Here is a 19,912-nt window from a genome sequence, read left to right on the forward strand (position 1 = left end):
TGGAAGATGCGAGACTCCTGCGGGACTAGCGTGACAGGTGAGACTCCCGCCGGTGCTTGCACCAAGAGGCTCACCGCACGCCCCGCGGAAAGCGAGCAGCCTGGAACGGAAATCAACAGCTTACAGACTTCTTGGACAGCCCCTTTTTACAGTTATAAGGTTACTGCTTTGCCCTGATAGGTTAAGTGCCTCCCTTTAGTAAATGCAGGCAAGTAATCTGCATGAGCATCCAATAGTTCCTTCGTCATGTTCCACATTTCGTCCAGTGATAGAACAGAAGACGTGTGAGGGTCGAGCATGACTGCCTGATACACATAATCCACATTGCTTGTAAGTACAGCTTCAACGACGAGTTGCTGAACATTGATATTGGTCATGTTCATCGCAGCCAAATGAGGTGGGAGATCGCCTACATGGATGGGCTGAATCCCTCGTTTATTGACCAGGCAAGGAACTTCCACGCAGGAATTATTCGGCAGGTTCGTAATAAGTTGTGTATTTAACACATTTCCCCAAATCTCTCGGTTGATCCCCGTTTCTAGAGAATGAATGATAGGGGCTCCAAATTCATGGCTTTTTTCCATTGGAAAGGCCTTCCCTTGGTCTATCATTTTTTGTGTTTCGGCAAATTGCTTTAAATTGTCTTCGCTTCTTCTCACATATTCATCAATTGGAATATCAAAGTCCTGAATTAACTGATCCCGTTTAATAAAATACGGTGTGTATTCGGACATATGTTCACTGGATTCAGTGATAAAGAAATTCAATCTTTTCATCATTTCAAACCGGACTTTATCTTTGGCATAAATGTTTGGGTCTTTCATAGCTTTAAAGAGAGAAGGATAAAGATCCTGACCATTTCTTTTTATCTCCAGGAACCAGGCCATATGATTGATCCCCGCAACTTTGTACTCCAGTTCTTCCACGGGAATGTTTAAGTAAGAGGACAATTCATCCGCAGTGTTTTGAACACTATGGCACAAACCGACTGATTTTATAGAAGATGCTTTCTGAATGGCCAGCATGAGCATGGCCATCGGATTTGTATAATTAAGCAAATACGCCTCTGGACAAACTTCTTCCATATCTCTGCAGATGTCGAGGAGAACCGGTATGGTCCGTAATGCACGGAATACGCCTCCAACACCTAGTGTGTCGGCAATGGTTTGTTTTAACCCATACCGTTTTGGAATTTCAAAATCAACTAAAGTTGCTTCATGCATTCCCACTTGGATTAAGTTAAGTACATAATCAGCATTGGTCAAAGCCTGCTTTCGATCGATGTGCGCTTCTACCTGAGCATTGTTTCCGAACTGAGCGATGATAGATTGTGCCATTTTTTTTGCGGTTTGCAGCCGTTCCGTATTAATATCGGTTAAAGAAAAGGTAGTATCCCGCAACTCTGGAAAACTTAAAATGTCTGTAATTAAACGCTTGGCAAAAACTACACTTCCTGCTCCAATAATTGTAACCTTCATCGTTAACCCTCCACTTGTTTAATTGGGAGTTGAGCTATTCGCTTTAGGAGCCAGTGATTGGCAGTCACTCATACCTATGGGCTAGAAAGGTGGGTTTCTGGGCGAATAAGCCTTTTATATAAGAACTCCTTGTAATCTATTGAATCACCTCCTTAAAAGGATGCTTTGTTATAGATGATCCGCAGCTTTGCCGAATGACCAAAGAGGTTGGAATCGTCACCTTGATGGGAAGATTTCTGCCATTTATTCGATCCATTAATAGCTTGACCCCGGTTTGTCCCATCTCCTTGGTATAAACTTTCACCGTCGAAAGGGGGGGACTGCTAAATCTTGCAGCTTCAATGTCGTCAAACGCGACAAGGGCAACATCTGAGGGAACGGACAGTCCAGCTTCCTGTAAAGCACGTAAAGCCCCTATTGCCATGGGATCACTCGCCACAAAAAAGGCTTTTGGAACATTCTTCTTCTTGATAGCTTTCTTCATTAGTTCATAGCCATGAGACATCGTATATTCACCAATGTATATATCCTCTGAACCTTCAAACTCTCCATTTTTTATGCGCTGGGGTGTTTCTTCTAAAACGATTATGGAGTCGTCGGTATTTAACACTGGTGATACAGTTGCTGTTGAGACGTTGGATTTTTTTGCTATATCCTTAATGGTTGCCATCATAAAAAACCTCTTTAGTTATATATTTTATAAATTTTACGATTAATTACTAAATAATTTACTGATTGATAGAATAATACCGCCAAGTGGAAGGGCTTTCAATAGTTTATTTATTTGGAATTATTAATGGAGATTGATTTGGGCAGGTTAAAAAATTACTAAACGTTTATGATGGGATCTCCTCAAAAATGCAGTCAATAATCATTCTTAATGTTAGGATTCTCCTAATAAAAATATGTTTTAAAGAATTGTCAGGTATTTTACAGAAGACCTAATCAGGTTTCTACATTTAATATAATTTCACATACCGTATTTTTTTATAAAAATATAAAAATAAACTACACAAGTTTACAAAAGACAAGAGGATACTGTCTAATATACAAAAGCTAATCGGAAATAATTTAGATTAGCTTTTTATTATGTAAATAATCTACAATTCTATAATTCTTTTACGCTTCATTAATCGAATTTTTACAACTGTCCATTATATTAAAATAATCATCTTGTTTTGAACAGAATGTATAAAGTTTGGGGGCGTAAAAGAAAAATGATGAAATCACTCATTGACGCATCGATGAAACGGGCCATTCTTATTATCACTCTGATAATACTGATTATTGCTTGGGGGGCGATGGCTGCCCGGCAAATTCAACGAGATTATTTGCCTGAAATCAATAATTCAACTCTTACTGTGTCTGCACAGTCTGAAAATTATCAAGCAGATCAAATGAAACTGAACGTTACAAAACCGATTGAACAAGCCGTTCGGGTAGTGGATGGCCTTCAGGATATCGAAACCAGCTCCTCAAATGACAGCTCTCTTGTTCGTCTCAACTTTCCAATGAGCTATGATATGGAAAAAGCTGAAGAAGAGGTTAACCACGCCATAGAAACGATTTCAATGCCTGCTGGTGTAAAACAACCTGTTGTGACACGCCTTAGTACAAATTCGTTTCCGATTATGAGCATCAATTTAACCAGTGCCTCTCCAAATGTAACCGAGAACACCTTACGAACGATGGTCCAAGAAGATATCGTAAGTGGGTTGAAAACTGTTCCAGGGGTAAAGGAAATCAATGTAACGGGTGGTGGAACGGCTGGATATGCTTTGACCATTGATAAGGAAAAACTAAAAAAGGCTGGATTAACCGTAAACGATCTTCAAAATTCAATGGAGAAAAAATATACAACAGAACTGCAGGGCAATGTCTCAAGTAATCAAGCTTCTATTCCTGTCCAGGTCTCCGGTTGGTCATTAAATAAGCAGGAGTTATTAAACTTGCCTGTTCAAAGGCAGGATGGCCGATCCATTCCTCTCTCTAAGGTAGCTGACATTTCAAATTCAGTGGTCAATCTTCAAACGATCTCCCGGACCGATGGGCTGCCGAGTGTTCGGCTTGATGTGTTAAAAACATCCACTTCAAATATTACAGATGTAGGAGAAAAAATAAGAAGCAAGCTGAAAATCATACCTGCGCTAAAAAATAATGATGTGAAATCGTCCATTCTGTTTGATCAAAGTCAACAAGTGAATTCATCTTTAAAAGGACTAGTTAAAGAAGGGTTGTTAGGGTGTCTTTTCGCCATGATCTGTGTGTTCTTGTTTTTCCGTCAAGTTCGTTCCACCTTATTGATTGTTCTGTCGCTTCCCATATGTCTTTTAGCAACCATCGGTGTACTTAAAACGTTGGGAATCAGCTTGAACATACTGACGGTTTCAGGTTTGATTGTGGCCATGGGACGAGTGGTCGATGACTCCATTGTTATTTTGGATAATTTAAACCGGAAAGTGCAGGAAAGGGAGGGGAAAATAACACTTCATCAGTTATCACACGCAGTCTCAGAAATGATCCCTGCCATTGTTTCTTCAACAGCAACGACGATTGCGGTGTATGTTCCCATTGCCCTGATCGGCGGCATCGTAAGTTCTGCTTTCTCAGGGTTTGCCTGGTCGGTAGTTATTGCGCTTTTCGTTTCCTTATTGGTTGCGATGCTGGTAGTGCCGACTCTCTACAACCTGTTTTGGAAGGGAAAACCCCTAAGTGTTCATGATCCGTTAGAACCTCTCATGCATAAAGCTTTTAAGAGGATGTTGCACAAGGAGAAAAAAATTATCGCCCTAACTCTTCTATTGTTTCTAATGACGGGCATTGGAGCAGCATTTTTACCAGTGAACTTTTTACCCATAAGTTATAAAAAAGGACAAGCAGGTGTTCGGATCGAACTTCCTCAGTCTGCATCGTTAAGAGAAATGGATGCGGAAGTTAAAAGAGTAGAAGGGCTTATTAAAAAGGATCAGCATGTGGGTACATATTCTTCAGTCCTTGGGTCGTCTTTTACTGCTCAATCGGATGATGTTTTTGATGCAGGCGGCGGTTGGATTCAAAAACCGAATGTTGCCAACTTATTTGTTGCGGTTAACCCAGATACAAACCTTGCTTCTTTTATAGAAAATTTTCAAAAACAGCTTGATTCCATAAAGGGACAAGCCATATACACGGTTACGGATCAGCGGATTGCGGGAGATGACTCCCAATTAAAGATTAACTTCACTGGATCGGATCATGAAACGCTGGAATCCATGGCACATACAATTGGGCAAAAGCTTACGAGAGTTCCCGGGCTGGCAGTAGAGGATATAGCTGACGATGAGGCCGGTACGAAAAAGTATCATATCCATCTTGATCAAAAAGCCATTGAAAGAAATGGTATTAAAGTGGAGGACCTTTTAAATCGGATTCAATTTTATACAGCTGAAGGTACAAAGGGGCAAATATCCATTAATCAACATGCTTTTCCGGTCGTGTTGAAAAGCAAAGACAATCCTCCAGATGTTTTTTCTGCCCTGGGGTCAGAAACATTTAAGAATGACCAGGGACAGAATGTAAGATTAGATGAGCTTGCCACACTGGAAGCCGATGCCGATTCATCAGAAATTCAGGAAAAGGACGGACAGCCATTCGCCGAGGTTACGGCCAATATCACTTCATCAGATATTGGCGGGGTGACTAAACAAGTAAAATCGATTTTAGAGAAACTTCCGTTGCCGCAGAATATCAGCTACTCCTTTGCTGGAATACCAGAACAAGTAAATGAAATGATTTATGAGATTGCAATTGCTTTTTCTTTCTCTTTATTGCTCGTTCTCTTCATCATAGGTACAGTCTTTAGAGGTTGGAAAGCACCTTTATCCGTTTTCATCTGTATCCCTTTAGCGTTTATTGGATCAGTGGCGGCTATGTTTATCTTTCGATTGGAATGGAATCTAGCAGCCCTGGTCGGTCTATTAATGCTCACAGGCATTGTAGTTACAAATGGCATTGTTCTTGTTGATAAGATCGAGAGAAAACGAGCCGAGGGTCTTATGTTAAATGAAGCGATTGTTCTTGGAACGTCCACTCGAGTGCGTCCGATATTAACGACAGCTTTAACGACTGTTTTAACCGTACTTCCGTTAGCTCTATCCTCCCGCGCCGATTCTGTAATCTCACAAACTCTTGGCATTGTCGTAATAGGCGGTTTGATCAGTTCAACGTTTATCAGTTTGATTGTCATTCCCATTGTCTATAAATGGTTGCATAAAGGTTCACCAAACATTTCTCAAAAAAATATCCCTGAAGAAAAAATGTATGCATAATACCCAAACCATCGTGAGCAGCCTGGGCAAAGGCTGCTTTTTCTTTTTATTAAGATACTAATTGTGAAGAGAAGAGATTGAATATTTTACATAGTTAAACAATTAACTTTACCTTGATGTAAACAAACGTTAAAAATATAGCAGTATCCTAATCTAGTAAAACATACCAATTAGAATGGAGAGAGGAAAGTGAAAAAGATCATTCACAAGAAGAAACTGATTGCTGGTATTGCAATAAGTACAGCGCTTCTTGGTTCGGCAAGTGTATACGCATCCATTGATGATCCCTTTGGCACCAAGTTTGTGGGCCGCCAGCAAGACGGTTCGGTGTTAACGCCTGTAAATCAGCTCGTAACTCCAGCCGGTAAACAAATTGAGTTTGGGGGCAATCCTATTTCCATTGCGGTTCACCCAAATGGTAAAACAGCGGCCGTGTTGAATGGAAGAACAGATTATGGCGGAAACGGTCTAAACATCGTCGATCTCACAACCGGAAAATTAATGGCAACAAGCTTTAAATTAAAACTCTCACATATGTGGGGCGTTGCTTATTCACAGGACGGCAAAGAATTGTATGCTACAGGATCGGCAGGTAAAACTGGAAAGGTAGTTGTAATGACGATTGCCGACGACGGCACGCCAACCGTCAAAACGACATATGACCTCCCAGAAGCGAGTGTTGGAGGAAACATCAACCCGCTGGATATTAAAGTCGGGCCTCAAGGGCAGTTGCTCGTCGCACTGAACAGGGATAACAGCCTTGCCGTCATCGATCCGAAGACGGGTACTGTATCGAGCAAGATTCCAGTTGAAAATGCCCCAACCAGTGTGTTAGTGGATGGAGATAAAGCATATGTCACCAACCAAGGCGGCAGAAAACCGAAGCCCGGAGACACAACCGTTGATTCTTCCGGTACGCAGGTGGTTGTTAATCCGAAGACTGGTGCCACTTCGACTGGAACGGTCTCTGTGGTAGACCTTAAAACCAATAAGGTTACAAAAACGATTCCAGTTGGTGTCCAGCCAGAACGCATGACTCAATCCGGCCAATATATTTTTGTTGCGAACACAAACAGTGATACGGTTTCTGTTATTGATTCTAAAACGGATGATGTCGCTCAAACCATGAAGATTAATCCGTATCCGAAGTCGAAAAAAGGTGCTGCACCCAATGCGGTCAGGATGCTGGACAATAACCGATTGCTAGTCAGTTTAGGACGAGTTAACGCAGTAGCTGTATATGACTGGCAAGGTCCGAAGAAGACACCAGAACTTTTAGGGCTTATGCCTACAGCATGGTTCCCTGTAGACATGGCTATGGATGCCGAAAATAAACGCTTGCTTGTGGCAAACGCTGATGGTGTAGGCTCTCTTGGACCTGCACGTACATCAACCATTCAAGGAGTGACTGTTTCAGGACATTCCTCTTATGCGCAAGTTGGCTCTTTGTCCATGATTCCTTTCCCAACTGCAGATGATTTAATGGAAGGAACAAAAAAGGTTTACGCCAATAATAACTGGTTTGGTCTAAAGAACCAGAATGCGGAACCTCGCCGCGACATAAAGCCGGTTGCCATGCCAGAGCGGGTTGGCGAGCCATCAACCATCAAACATGTTTTCTATATCATTAAAGAGAACAGAACCTATGACCAAGTTCTTGGCGATTTAGGCAAAGGAAATGGCGAACCGGCTATCACACAATTTGGTAAAGAGGTAACACCAAACTTCCATAAGCTTGCCAATGCCTACCCGCTGTTGGATAATTTCTATGTTTCAGGGATCCAATCTGCAAGCGGCCACCAATGGGTCATGCAAGGGACCAATACAGATTATGAAGATAAAGAAACAAACACAGCCAACGTCCGAAGCTATCCAGGAGGAGCCGGAGATCCGATGGCTTATGCCCCAACGGGACATCTTTGGGACCAAGCCCTCAAATACGATGTTTCTGTGGAAAACTTCGGAGAAGATACGACTGGATTTACAGGTCCTGAGGAATTCGGCACTTGGACAGACTGGTACAATGATTACTTGAAACTGTCCGGAAAACAAAAAGGTGATCTTCACGTTCCGGTGGGTCATTATCAGGCAACCTATGACATTCCGTCTCTTGGGCCGATTACTCACAAACCGTATCCTACCTTCGATATGAACATTCCAGATCAATACCGATTTGAGATTTTCAAAAGGCAGTTTGAAAAGCATGTAAAAAATAAGGACTTGCCGCAATTAAATACACTGTGGGTAACCAATGACCATACGGCAGGAACCGCTTCAGGAAATCCAACTCCTCAGGCCATGGTTGCGGACAATGACCTTGCTGTAGGTAAAATTGTGGATTTAATCTCCCATAGTCCGTACTGGAAAGACTCTGTCATTTTTATTACCGAAGATGATGCTCAAAATGGTTTGGACCATGTGGACGGGCACCGCGAACCCGCCTATGTGATCAGTCCATGGGTGAAAAAAGAAGTAACGAATAGCCGTTACTGGACGGTGATCAATATGGTTCGCAGTATTGAACAAATCCTGGGACTTCCTGCCATGAACCAAAATGATGCAGCCGCACAGCCGATGAGCGAAATTTTTACGAATAAGCCAGATTTCACACCATATGAAGCTGAAGCGAACCGAATCCCGCTTGACACATTAAACGGTCAGCCAACGGCCAATGCAGCTGCACTTGCGAACACAGAAGCGAGTACTTCAGAGTCTAAGGCATTGGCAGAGCAATGGACGGAATGGTCCAACAAAAACAAGTCATGGATGAGCGGGAAAAATGCATCCCCTGACGAAATTAATGCAAACATGCTGAATCACGCGGTTTGGTACGCAACAAAAGGTTTTGATACACCGTATCCAGGTGACAAAAAGCCGCTCTTACCAAATGAAGTTGCCCAGCAGCCGGAAAGCAAGGCTCCATCGCCGGCAGACAATGATTAATAATTTAGAGTGAAGCTTGTAGAAGACCGTTCAGTATGAGACTGAATGGTCTTTGTTATTTATTAATTTCGGATACATCAATTATTGCAGCCAGCGGACATGCTGACCGATCAAGATGAAAATATGGATCCCCTAAGACATAAGTTTGTAACTTCCTAATATACATTTCGTCTAAAATATAAAGGAGGAATGGTGTAGGAAATAATGAAAAAGTAAAAAAGTTCAAGCGATAATTCAGATTGTGAAAAATTGTCATCATTCAAGAACAAGGAGGGAGATTTTATGAAGAATCATTTGAAGATTTGGGTATTCGTGTTTTTTTTAATGAGCTTGTTACTAGGTACAACTCAGTCCACAACACATGCAGCAACAAGTAAAAGAGTTCTAGGTACTCAATTTACAAATGGCCTCGTTTCATTCGTGCAAAACGGGAAATATGGAATGATGGACAAAAAAGGAAGAGTTGTCATAAAGCCGCTGTATGAAGAGATTACCCAATCAAAGCGAACCAATTTATTGAGAGTCAAGCAGAATAATAAATATGGGTTCATCAACTCAAAGGGCAAAGTAATAGTGTCGCCTAAATACCAGTATGCAGCGGATGGTTATAAGAGTCCGGTCCTAGTAGAAAAGGAAAACAAATACGGGCTTATCAATACATGCGGAAAAATAATCGTTTCACCCAAGTATGAAAAAATAGGTGATTTTCAAAACGGAGTCGCATTTTACAAGAGTAAGGGAAAATACGGGCTCATCAATACAAGTGGAAAAATAATCGTTTCACCCAAGTATGAAAAAATAGGTGATTTTCAAAACGGAGTTGCATCTTACAAGAGTAAGGGAAAATACGGACTTATAAGCACAAGCGGAAAAATCGTTTTAGTCCCCACATATGATGAAATTACAAAGAACACAAATGGTGTATTCACTGCCATTCTTAACAAAAAGTTCGGCCTTATCGATAAGCAAGGAAAAGTCATCGTTGCCCCAACTTTTGATAGCATCGGTTCAATTCAAAATGGCTTGGCAAAGATTCGAAACGCAAGAAAATATGGACTGATGAGCTTAAGTGGGAAAATCATGGTTGAACCTAAATACGATCAGATTTGGCCATTTAACAAGGGATTTGCTCAAACAAAATTGGGTGGAAAGTACGGTTTCGTTAGTTCAAAAGGAAAAGTAATTGTTGAGCCAATTTCTGACGAAACGAGTCGTTTCTCAGAAGGCCTGGCTTCCGTTGTTATTGATGGAAAGATTGGATTCATCGATACAACTGGATCGATGGTGATTAAACCACAGTTTGAGAAAGCAGAAGACGGTGATGAAACCGCACTTTATGTATTTCGCAAAGATGCAGCGGTGGCCTCAAAGGACGGCAAGTATGGGGTCATTAATCGAAAAGGCGAAGTCGTTCTCGATTTCAACTATGATTCAATTAGTTACTTTAACCAGATTGGGTTAGCTATTATCCGGCAGAATAATAAATACGGTTTTATTAACGAAACAGGCAAAGTGATAGTTGAGCCAACCTATGACTTTTTAAGGATGGCAACCTATGGCGAAGGCTTAATAAATCGTGATTATTTGATTTTTAAGCAAAAAAACAAAGAAGGTGCTATAAACAGCAAAGGAAAAGTGATCATCACACCTAAATATGACCGGATTGATCCAATGGAAGGTAAAGGGTTAATAAGAGTGAGGATGGGTTCAAAATACGGAATCGTAACCGAAACAGGGAAAATGCTAGTCGAACCCAAATATAGTGAAATTAACTCCTTTTCCAATCAATATGATTATTTCTATATCGACTACAAAGGGAAATATGGATTCATCGATAAAACGGGAAAGGTCGTGATTTCTCCTCAATACGACGAATTAGGTGACTTCCATGAAGGCCTGCTCTATGTAAAAAAGAACGGAAAAGCAGGGTTCATCGACAAAAATGGGAAAGTCATCATCAAATTAATATATTATTAAACTAGTAGGTGATCACTAATAAATTGGTTACAGAAAATAAGGACGATCAGTCAAATGAAGTGGTGATAGCCTTTGGTAGTCTATCGAATGAAATAGCAGCTTCTTTCGAAAAAACTCAAGTATTTGGTTTGGTAGATGGGAAAAACCATCTACATATGATGCAAGGCAAAATTGGGTTACGGTTGAAAAGTTTCATGACTTTATTGAGGATCTTGTTCAAAAGTTGGAAGAAAAAGAAAAACAAAAATAAGACTGGCATACGCCGGTCTTTTTTATTTTGCAAAAAGGAGAGTTCTACTTAAATAAAAAAGGCTAAAAGGAATTCGATGATTTTGACGAAGCCAAGGCTTTTCGAAAATCTCATCCGGAAGCCCTTGAATATACGGTCATCGATGTCGAAGATGAATTGTGTTTTCTTCAGGTACATTCCCTCACCAATCGAATGCACTACTATTTCACCGTTAATCAGATTGACCTGCCACATGGCGCAATGGAATAGAGTATTCCCTTATCTTCATTAGGGTTAACGCACTAAGAAAGAAAAAATAATTTTTACAAGGATTCACCTTGAGGAATAAAATAATAACCATACTTGTGATGTAAAAGCGGAAGCCATTTTTTTCATTACCAGAAATGGACTTCTCTTGTTTCCAAGTCTTACACAAACGTGTCAACAAGTTGGAACTCCAAAAAACTTACTATTGACTAACCGTTCATTCAATAATAAAATAAAAATGTAAATTAAGTTAAATAATAGAAGGTATGGTGTTTATTCATTAAGACATTAATGGTAAAGAATATCTGGGTGTTCAAGTGAAATAGATTATGCTGAACTTTTGTTGACACTAACATATTTGAACATTTATATGAAGAAATCACTGCTTTTATGGAGGATTGAAGTTAAAATGCCGCGAACACCTGAAGAGAATGATCGTATTCGCCAACTTTCAAAACAAAAGATAAGTGTTGCCGCTATGGAGTTATTTATTAAACAGGGATATTATGCAACCTCTATTAACGATGTAGCTAAACAAGCGGGCATTTCTAAAGGGTTACTATACAATTACTATAAAGGAAAAGAAGAGCTGCTTTCTGAAATGGTCGAGGCTAGAATCAGGGAAGTGATCGAAGTAATGGAAGGAGCAGCCGCTCGCGAGACACCTAGTGAGCAACTTAAACACATTATCGAAGGAGCGATTGATAATATCCATCAAAGTCCAGAAGTCCATCGATTCTATCTGCATCTGCAAACTCAGCCAGAGGCAGACGAAGAGCTAATTAAATACAGTAAACTCCTGATTAAAGAAAACGCTAGAATGTTTGAATTTCAATGTGAAATGTTTGAAAGGATGGGAGTAAGGGAGCCAAGGAACCGTTCGTTATATTTTTCAACTGTCCTTCAAGGTATTTTGTTCATGATATCTACCTATCCACATAAACTTCCGGTAGAAGAATTAAAAAAACAGATAATCCACGAGTTTTGTTCCACATAAGAGAAATTGGACCACAATAAATAATTACGACCTAAATGGATTGAGCAAATATGAAATTAAAATAAGGTGGTTCTCTAAATGAAATCCACCCTGGGAGATGAATGCGATGGAAACAAGGGTAAAAGAAATTGAAATTAATGGAGCCACTTTTCAATATCGTGAGACTGGATAACCTTCAACACCAACGCTTATTGCACTTCACGCTTTAGGAGAAAGCTCAGAGTCATGGGATAATTCGGCAGCTGTATTGGGAGAGAAATACCGTGTCTTAGCATTAGATCAGCGTGGGCACGCTGGGAGTGCGAGGTTTGATACATACACCATTGAACTCATGTGCGAGGATTTGCTGCATTTTGCTAATGCCATGGATTTGGAACAGTTCACACTAATGGGTCATTCCATGGGGGGATTAGTATCCTACCTATTCGCAGAAACTTATCCGTCAAGATTAGAACGTTTGATAATTGAAGATATTGTTCCTCCTTCTGATGAAAAACCAAAAGAAATCCCATCAAAGCCCTCTCATTCTTTACCGTTTGATTGGCTGGTTATTCCCTCTATACTCGGGCAGCACAATGAACCTGAGTGGTGGGCACATCTTACCGACATTAGCGTGCCCACACTTATTATTGGTGGTGGATCTAGTAAAACCTCTCAAAACAAGTTACAAGAGGTTTCTGAGCTAATCCCAGATTGCGAATTGGTGATGGTTGAAGGTGCGGGGCACTATGTTCACGATGAATATTTACCTGCCTTTCTAACTGCTGTAAGAAAATTTCTCAATATTAATCCATGTGTTAAACCATAAAATATAAGGTTATGTCATAATCTCATAATTATCGTCTTGATTTTTTTAATTTGAAAAAAATCTATAAATTGAGCGAGGGATTAGCGATGCCATTTTTCGAAAACAAAGAAGGTGTGCAACTGTTTTACCAAGAGTGGGGTACAGGGAATCCAGTCGTTTTTGTTTCTGGATGGTCACTTAGTTCTAGAATGTGGGATTATCAGAGGATTTTTTTATCAAATCAAGGCTTAAGATGTATAGCATATGACAGGCGTGGTCATGGGCGTTCCGACGAGCCAGGGAAAGGATACGACTTTGATACTCTGGCGGACGATCTTGCTGCATTGATTGAATACTTGAATCTTCGAAATGTCACCCTTGTATGTCATTCTATGGGTGGTGGTGAAGTGATTCGATATCTAACACGTCATGGCAGCGACCGGATCGATCGTGCTGTACTTATCGCTGCCATTGTGCCTTTTTTAATGAAAACAGAGGATAATCCAAATGGAATACCTAAGGAAGTTGCTGACAGGGTGAGAGAAACATGGAAACGAGATTTCCCGACTTGGTTGATTGAGAATGAGTTGCCCTACTTAGACAGTCCTAAAACTACTGCAATGGGTGAATGGACCCGGTGGGATATGTTGCAGACATCGCTAAAAGCAGTGATTGAGTGTAATAAGCAAATCATCGAAACGGATTTCCGAGAGGAGATGCGTTCTATCAACGTACGTACACTCATTATTCACGGCGATAAAGATAGATCAATTCCGGTAGAAATCTCAGGTCAGAAGTCAGCAATGTTGTTATCTAAAAGCAAGTTTACCTTGTATAATGATGCTCCTCATGGACTGTACATTACACATTCAGACCGGATAAATAAGGACATTCTAACATTTATTAACGATATACAAATTTAGAGAATATGTAGGATTTCCGTTAGTGAATCAGAGTTCTGAAAGGGGAAGTTAAATAAGACGTATAGCACATTTGTATTTTGAGCTGGTGACTCACATGACACAGCAGTCAAGACTAACTTGTATTATAGTGAAAGAGCAAAGAGAGAACCCTAAGAGTTCTCTTTTCTGTTGTCTTTGTATAATGATAATAGAATTAAAATTACCATGAAAACTGGTATGGATAAGGTGAGAAATAGAAAAGGAAATGAATTAATTATATGATTGTATATCAAATTAAACATCAAACTCCTCCAGGATTCTAAGCTATACCAACTAAATCTCCTAATTCATTTATTTAAAGATATACCCAATAATCATTAATCTATTCGAATGGACAATTAGGATTCAACTATTAAATCAATTAGGAAAAGATTGAATATATAACTTGTTGAACATCTAATGGCCTTCTGAACCTTGCACGGCAACAATGTAATTAAATCACATCGTTTAGATCGAATAGTTCGGCTCTCGAACTTTTATTGATGGGCTTACTTTGGAGGAAAAACACGCAAGTACATCCACAATCCTAGAATTGAAACGGCTAGCCGAACTGGAGAGGATTCATAATTAAGTTTTGTTCATTTGATAATAGAAATGATCCCTTTTATCAAATTTATTTGCTTAAGGAGGAATGTTTAGTGGCAGTTTCTTTTGCTCTTGAACCTAATCCAATCTATGTATCGGATGAGTTACTATCTGATCTTCGAAACCGCTTAAAGAATACCAGATGGCCGCTTGATAATGGTAATGACGACTGGTTTTATGGCGTTAGTAGGAACTATCTAGAGGAATTAGTAGACTATTGGATGAACCAGTTTGATTGGCGGAAATCTGAAAGTGCAATTTATGCCTACGAACACTACAAAGTAAATGTGGAGGGAGTTCCTGTGCACTTCATGCGTAAACCAGGCAAGGGCCCCAATCCAATCCCATTAATTCTATCCCATGGTTGGCCATGGACTTTTTGGCATTGGTCCAAAGTCATTGACCCGCTTGCGGACCCTGGTACATTTGGAGGTAATCCCGCTGAAGCATTTGACGTAATCGTTCCTTCACTCCCAGGATACGGCTTTTCTTCACCACTTCCTAGCAACCCAGACTTGAATTACTGGAAAATCGCCGATCTTTGGAATATCCTTATGACTGATATTCTCGGCTATGATAGGTATGCAGCAGGAGGATGTGATGTAGGTGCGCTTATAACTGGCCAATTGGGACACAAATATAGTGATAATCTCTACGCAATACATATTGGATCTGCCCTTAAATTGAATTTTTTTAATGGGGATGATGCATGGAATTTTGCCAGAGGACGTATCCTTCCTGACAACATTTCTCAAGAAAAGAAAGAAAATATTTTGGAGCTGGATCGTCGGTTTGCATCCCATCTAGCCGTACATGTTCTTGGCCCTAGCACACTTGCCTTTGGATTGAGTGACTCTCCAGTTGGAATGCTTGCATGGATTTTGGAAAGATGGATCAAATGGAGTAATAATAACGGAAACGTTGAGAATGTTTTTTCTAAGGACGACCTTCTTACTCATGCAACCATCTTTTGGGTTAACAACACTATTGAAACATCGATAAGAGTTTATGCGAATAATAATCGTTACCCATGGACACCTTCTCATAATCGTTGGCCGGTTATTGAGGCACCCACAGGTATAACTTTCGTAGGCTATGAAAACCCGCCTGGTATTACTACTGAGAATCGCATAAAGGATTTTCTAGACAGTGATCGTGCTCCCTGGTATAACCATGTCAACATTACAGCTCACGAAGATGGTGGACACTTTATCCCATGGGAAATTCCAGATAAGTGGGTTGAGGACTTACGTCGAACTTTTCGTGGACTTCGATGAGTTCTGGTGTCATTCGATAGGTATGATGTAGTTAGGCACAGATTTACAGATTAAATTATATTGAAGCACAGGAGAAGAAATTTGAAGATAAATAGAGTATTTGATTACGAAATTGATAATGTTTTAAGAAAAGAGATCCAAGAGCTGCTCTTTGAGTGTTTTGAAACCAATTATCCAAAGGAAAGAGAGTATTTTAAGCAATTGCCTCATTTTAGATACTTAGTGTTTGATGAGGATAATGCTAATAAACTGGTTGCTCAAGTAGGACTAGATTATAGAGTGATGAATCTGAACGGCAAACCAGTTAAAGTTCTAGGGATTATTGATTTATGTGTGATAAAAGGGTACCGCTCACGTGGGTTAGGCTCTATGTTACTTTCTGAAATAGATAAATTCTGTCAAAATAAATCAATAGACTTCTTACTTTTATTTGCAGATGATAAGAACTTATATTTGAAAAATGGATATAGATTTGTAGAAAACAAATGTAAATGGCTTAAAATAGATAATGAGAAGCAGAGTACGTTAGGTATCGGATTTGAAGTTATTAACGAACTTATGATTAAAGAGACTGGAAATAAAAAGTGGGAAGATGGAGATATAGATTTATTAGGTTACCTATATTAACAGTTAAATTATAACTTTGTAGGTTTTGTAATGTATGAAGGACGGCAATGCGAGAAAGAAGAAATACTTGTATGAGCACTGATAAAAAGAAGAAGTGAAATTAAGGGAAGCCATAAAACAGGCTTCCCTAATTTGTTATTGTGAAGACACCCATGTGACAAAAGAGACGCAAGTCTAACTAATACCTCAAACTCTTAATGAAACTCCACACCAATTTGTTTTTGATTATTCTCTTGATCATGTAACTTTAGCATACGTATCTCAAGAACTCCATTCTTGTAGGTGGCTTTTGCTTCTTTTTCAGCAGCAACAGGTGTAGGCAAACGAATGGAACGTTCAAAGCGACCTGTAAATCGTTCCTGTGTGTACATATGGTCGTCTTTAACTTCGTTAGCCCTGTTTATTATGCCACTAATAGAAAGCACATTATTATTCTCTATCTTAATGGTCAGGTCTTCTTTCTTTTCTACTCCTGGTATATCAACGGTTGCAACTACTTCATTGTCTGTTTCGTATACATCCATTTTCAAGACATCAATGTTCTGAGGAAAGTCTATATCAAAAGGGAAAAACCGATTTAATTCTTTTCTCATATTATTAAACTTACGAAATGATTCATATGGAATTAAAGACATAAATCATCGCCTCCAAATAGAAATCAATATTAAAGTTATGCTCCTTTGTTTTTAAAGTGTTTCCATGTGGTGAAATAAGGATTCAATGGTGTGTCTCTAATTTCAGGCGGTCGTTCTTGGCCATTTGTTCCGAATCAACGGGGTGCTGTTTTTTAATTCGATATCCCACCTTTTTCAATTTCTTTTGAAGGAAACGGCCAATTTTTCTACGTTTACGATCTGATTTATTCGACAAGGTATATGCCTCCTTTAAATCTGATCATTGAAACTTCCTTGTTTACATGTGCTGGAAATAGCTATCTCCCATATTAAAATTAAAAACCTTTTGTCAAGGCATACAAAAGAACCTGTTAAACAGGTATTTTTAACATAATGAAAATCTATCATTTTTTTTTCTCGGATCTACCCTTAATTTTATTGCAGTTTTTTCTTGATTATCGATTAACAACATTTTTAAGAGTTTGAATTAGCTTTTTGTTTAAAGAATGAAAAATATATAATTTTACCCTAAATAATAAAAAAGTTGTTTCCACAGTCAAGTCATTTGGAATGTACAGTGTTGCTAAAATTACTTTAAAAATAGCAGAAGGTACCGAGAATCAGGTGACTACCACATCATTTACTCGGTTTATCAGCATACTTAAGGTTCTGTGAGAAGAGGAATATCAATCTAACTTTAATCTATAAGAAGGCAACTAACCCTATTGGGTGTTGCCTTTTTTATGTTTCTTGAAGCGGATTTACAAAGTTGTCGTTCAATGGATATCATTGCTTAATTATATTGATCAACCCCTTCGATATCTTGAACTCCGGTTAAGATATCGATTATGGGTTTTGCTGCTAGACCTGGAATCGATGTACTTCCAATATGATGAATAGAATTTGAATAATCTCTGATTGAAATATTTCGTACAGCAGCTTCTTTTCTTCTGTTTATTTGGCGCAAACTCTTCTTCATATTTACTTTACGTTCCTTTTTTAATTTCTTCATATTAGAATGATATACTTCCGTTGTGTGATTAAACTTTTTTACAATTACGGGGGGATCATAGACGACATGAACAAAAAAATAGTTTTAACAGGTATTTTGACTTTTAGCTTTCTTTCAGCCGCATTCGCATATACTCACGATGCAGTGACCGAGGCAGCGACTTCTTCCACTCAGGTAAGCAATTCAAATCCCGTTGTCAAAGAACGGTTTTTAGTAAAAAATCCTCCTGATGTAGGAAATGGGATAAAAGCAGGCATGGGTTCTTCACTCACTCATCTTCCAGGGGATCCCGATACTATTTTTTATACGACAGCTGACCGGGGGCCAAATGGTGAAGTGGTCGTAAATGGTGAAAAAAGACGCACCTTCCCCGTGCCGACGTATACACCCAGGATTTATAAAATCAAAGTATCCAACGGTAAAGTGGAAATCCTTAAAACGATCAAGCTAAAATTGCCAAAAGGCACAGACGAGATTACCGGTAATAACTACATTTCCGGTGTATCCAATCTGCCGGGACTTGATGAAACGCCCTATGATGAAAAAGGAGAAAAACAATTGCCTTATGACCCTTATGGCCTGGACACAGAAGGACTCGCATACAGTCCGAAAGATGATACATTTTGGCTCAGCGACGAATATCGTCCGAGTCTTGTACAAGTAAAGCGGGACGGTACGATTTTACAGCGACTTCTTCCATCAGGCATGTCCAAGCAATATGAAAATGCTCCGAACATTCCAGTAAAGGATAGTTTACCTGCTGTATTTTCTAAACGAATTTCTAATAAAGGGCTTGAGGGAGTTACCATTTCCCCTGATGGAAAATGGATGTTCGCTCTTACGCAAAGACCGCTTGGAAATCCTGATGAAGATACCAGTAACCGTTCGCGGGCACTCAGGATTCTTAAAATCAACCTGGAAACATTAAAAGTGGCTGGAGAATATGTTTATTTAACAGATGACGAAAAACAATATAATGATTTGAAACAATCGAACATTTATGTTTCTGATCTATATGCGAAGGATGACCACACTCTCCTTGTCGATGAAAGGGACAGCTTTGGAGGAAGTGAATCTCAAGTAAAAAAAATTTATCAAATCGATCTTTCGGAAGCTACAAATATACAAGGTAAATATAATAGCCCGACCGGAACAACAAAAAGCTTAGAACAAATGACGGTGGATGAAATGGAGAAAGCCGGTATCGCTTTTCCAAAACAACGTTTAGTGGTTGATATGCTAAAACTAGGCTATCCGTTTGAAAAACTTGAAGGTTTAACCATGACCAACGACCATTCCTTAGCTGTGATGAATGATAATGACTTTAGCATCACCAATACTTCCCAAAATGGAACTCCAACTGAACTATGGAAGATTGGAATCAGTAATTAAACCAACTGCTTTGGTTCTTAAGACAGATGTATCATGTACCAATAACAATAAAAAACTCGTAACTCATATAATGTTTGATTTTTATTGAAATTCTAATATTAATAAGCCCAATTTCAACATTAAGATTGAAAACTTGGGCTTTTTTCGTTACTCCATAAACTGGACCTATTCAAAAGGACCCTTTTTATTTGTAAAGAAGACGCTTTCTTACTTAAGAAGCGCACCATTTAGCGAAGAAGGGATATGAACAGAACGCAGGGTTTAATATATCCTGGTCATTTCAACTTTACAATACTTAGGGAAAGGCGGGGAACTTCGGAATGTCGTTAAATAAATTAAGAATACTAAATGAACAAATTGATGGGAGCACCGTCCTTTGTGTAGCTGAATGAAGTGTAGTTTCATATTTGTTAAGATGTTTAATATTTTGGCGTGTATCGTATTCAAAATGAACATTA

General features: G+C 39.3%; 13 protein-coding genes and 3 pseudogenes. 10 read left to right on the top strand and 6 right to left on the bottom strand.

From position 1 onward, the window contains the following. Positions 1 to 152 precede the first annotated feature (152 nt). From P4361_RS19225 to P4361_RS19235, 3 genes and pseudogenes are all read right to left on the bottom strand, one after another. Positions 153 to 1,478, bottom strand: coding sequence for an alpha-glucosidase/alpha-galactosidase (locus P4361_RS19225; RefSeq protein ID WP_328090553.1), 1,326 nt, complete (start codon positions 1,476 to 1,478; stop codon positions 153 to 155). A gap of 136 nt (positions 1,479 to 1,614) precedes the next feature. Further along, positions 1,615 to 2,010: pseudogene (locus tag P4361_RS19230) on the bottom strand (substrate-binding domain-containing protein); the annotation flags it as partial. 36 nt (positions 2,011 to 2,046) lie between these two features. Next, positions 2,047 to 2,151 (bottom strand): annotated as a pseudogene (locus P4361_RS19235) (LacI family DNA-binding transcriptional regulator); the annotation flags it as partial. 544 nt (positions 2,152 to 2,695) lie between these two features. Between P4361_RS19235 and P4361_RS19240 the strand changes: the two are divergent. The 9 genes and pseudogenes from P4361_RS19240 to P4361_RS19280 all read left to right on the top strand — a co-directional run bounded on the left by P4361_RS19240 (position 2,696) and on the right by P4361_RS19280 (position 16,436). Beyond that, complete coding sequence (locus P4361_RS19240) at positions 2,696 to 5,785, top strand: efflux RND transporter permease subunit (RefSeq protein WP_328090554.1); 3,090 nt, start codon at positions 2,696 to 2,698, stop codon at positions 5,783 to 5,785. Positions 5,786 to 5,974: 189 nt separating this feature from the next. After that, positions 5,975 to 8,728: a bifunctional YncE family protein/alkaline phosphatase family protein gene (locus P4361_RS19245; RefSeq protein ID WP_328090556.1), complete on the top strand. Its 2,754-nt coding sequence runs from the start codon at positions 5,975 to 5,977 to the stop codon at positions 8,726 to 8,728. 282 nt (positions 8,729 to 9,010) lie between these two features. Next, positions 9,011 to 10,705, top strand: a complete 1,695-nt coding sequence (locus P4361_RS19250; protein WP_328090557.1) for a WG repeat-containing protein — start codon at positions 9,011 to 9,013, stop codon at positions 10,703 to 10,705. Positions 10,706 to 10,722: 17 nt separating this feature from the next. Beyond that, positions 10,723 to 10,851 (top strand): annotated as a pseudogene (locus P4361_RS19255) (sugar ABC transporter substrate-binding protein); the annotation flags it as partial. Positions 10,852 to 11,610: 759 nt separating this feature from the next. Further along, complete coding sequence (locus P4361_RS19260; RefSeq protein ID WP_328090558.1) at positions 11,611 to 12,198, top strand: TetR/AcrR family transcriptional regulator; 588 nt, start codon at positions 11,611 to 11,613, stop codon at positions 12,196 to 12,198. Between the two features lie 190 nt (positions 12,199 to 12,388). Further along, positions 12,389 to 13,006, top strand: a complete 618-nt coding sequence (locus P4361_RS19265) for an alpha/beta hydrolase (RefSeq protein ID WP_328090614.1) — start codon at positions 12,389 to 12,391, stop codon at positions 13,004 to 13,006. Between the two features lie 86 nt (positions 13,007 to 13,092). Further along, positions 13,093 to 13,908, top strand: coding sequence for an alpha/beta fold hydrolase (locus P4361_RS19270; protein WP_248252890.1), 816 nt, complete (start codon positions 13,093 to 13,095; stop codon positions 13,906 to 13,908). A gap of 677 nt (positions 13,909 to 14,585) precedes the next feature. After that, positions 14,586 to 15,809, top strand: a complete 1,224-nt coding sequence (locus P4361_RS19275) for an epoxide hydrolase family protein (protein ID WP_328090559.1) — start codon at positions 14,586 to 14,588, stop codon at positions 15,807 to 15,809. 81 nt (positions 15,810 to 15,890) lie between these two features. Beyond that, the gene (locus P4361_RS19280) at positions 15,891 to 16,436 is read left to right on the top strand and encodes a GNAT family N-acetyltransferase (RefSeq protein ID WP_328090560.1); all 546 of its coding nucleotides are present in this window, start codon (positions 15,891 to 15,893) and stop codon (positions 16,434 to 16,436) included. Positions 16,437 to 16,630: 194 nt separating this feature from the next. Here P4361_RS19280 and P4361_RS19285 read toward each other — a convergent pair whose 3' ends face one another. The 3 genes from P4361_RS19285 to P4361_RS19295 form a co-directional block, all read right to left on the bottom strand. Beyond that, positions 16,631 to 17,071, bottom strand: a complete 441-nt coding sequence (locus tag P4361_RS19285) for an Hsp20/alpha crystallin family protein (RefSeq protein ID WP_328090561.1) — start codon at positions 17,069 to 17,071, stop codon at positions 16,631 to 16,633. Positions 17,072 to 17,153: 82 nt separating this feature from the next. Continuing rightward, positions 17,154 to 17,306 (bottom strand): hypothetical protein, encoded by a 153-nt coding sequence (locus P4361_RS19290; RefSeq protein WP_328090562.1) that lies wholly within the window; start codon positions 17,304 to 17,306, stop codon positions 17,154 to 17,156. A gap of 537 nt (positions 17,307 to 17,843) precedes the next feature. Further along, positions 17,844 to 18,062: a GrpB family protein gene (locus tag P4361_RS19295; RefSeq protein ID WP_425590292.1), complete on the bottom strand. Its 219-nt coding sequence runs from the start codon at positions 18,060 to 18,062 to the stop codon at positions 17,844 to 17,846. 66 nt (positions 18,063 to 18,128) lie between these two features. Between P4361_RS19295 and P4361_RS19300 the strand changes: the two genes are divergently transcribed. Next, positions 18,129 to 19,454 carry an esterase-like activity of phytase family protein gene (locus tag P4361_RS19300; RefSeq protein ID WP_328090563.1) on the top strand — a complete coding sequence of 442 codons (1,326 nt, stop codon included), beginning with the start codon at positions 18,129 to 18,131 and terminating at the stop codon, positions 19,452 to 19,454. Positions 19,455 to 19,912 lie beyond the last annotated feature (458 nt).

It is taken from the genome of Fictibacillus sp. B-59209, from assembly GCF_036216745.1.
In the GTDB taxonomy this organism is placed as follows: Bacteria; Bacillota; Bacilli; order Bacillales; family Fictibacillaceae; genus Fictibacillus_C; species Fictibacillus_C marinisediminis.

Coding starts and splice junctions, on each gene's coding strand:
- P4361_RS19225 (WP_328090553.1), bottom strand. CDS start 1,478: ATGAAGGTTACAATTATTGGAGCAGGAAGTGTAGTTTTTGCCAAGCGT.
- P4361_RS19240 (WP_328090554.1), top strand. CDS start 2,696: ATGATGAAATCACTCATTGACGCATCGATGAAACGGGCCATTCTTATT.
- P4361_RS19250 (WP_328090557.1), top strand. CDS start 9,011: ATGAAGAATCATTTGAAGATTTGGGTATTCGTGTTTTTTTTAATGAGC.
- P4361_RS19260 (WP_328090558.1), top strand. CDS start 11,611: ATGCCGCGAACACCTGAAGAGAATGATCGTATTCGCCAACTTTCAAAA.
- P4361_RS19270 (WP_248252890.1), top strand. CDS start 13,093: ATGCCATTTTTCGAAAACAAAGAAGGTGTGCAACTGTTTTACCAAGAG.
- P4361_RS19285 (WP_328090561.1), bottom strand. CDS start 17,071: ATGTCTTTAATTCCATATGAATCATTTCGTAAGTTTAATAATATGAGA.
- P4361_RS19295 (WP_425590292.1), bottom strand. CDS start 18,062: ATGAAGAAATTAAAAAAGGAACGTAAAGTAAATATGAAGAAGAGTTTG.
- P4361_RS19300 (WP_328090563.1), top strand. CDS start 18,129: ATGAACAAAAAAATAGTTTTAACAGGTATTTTGACTTTTAGCTTTCTT.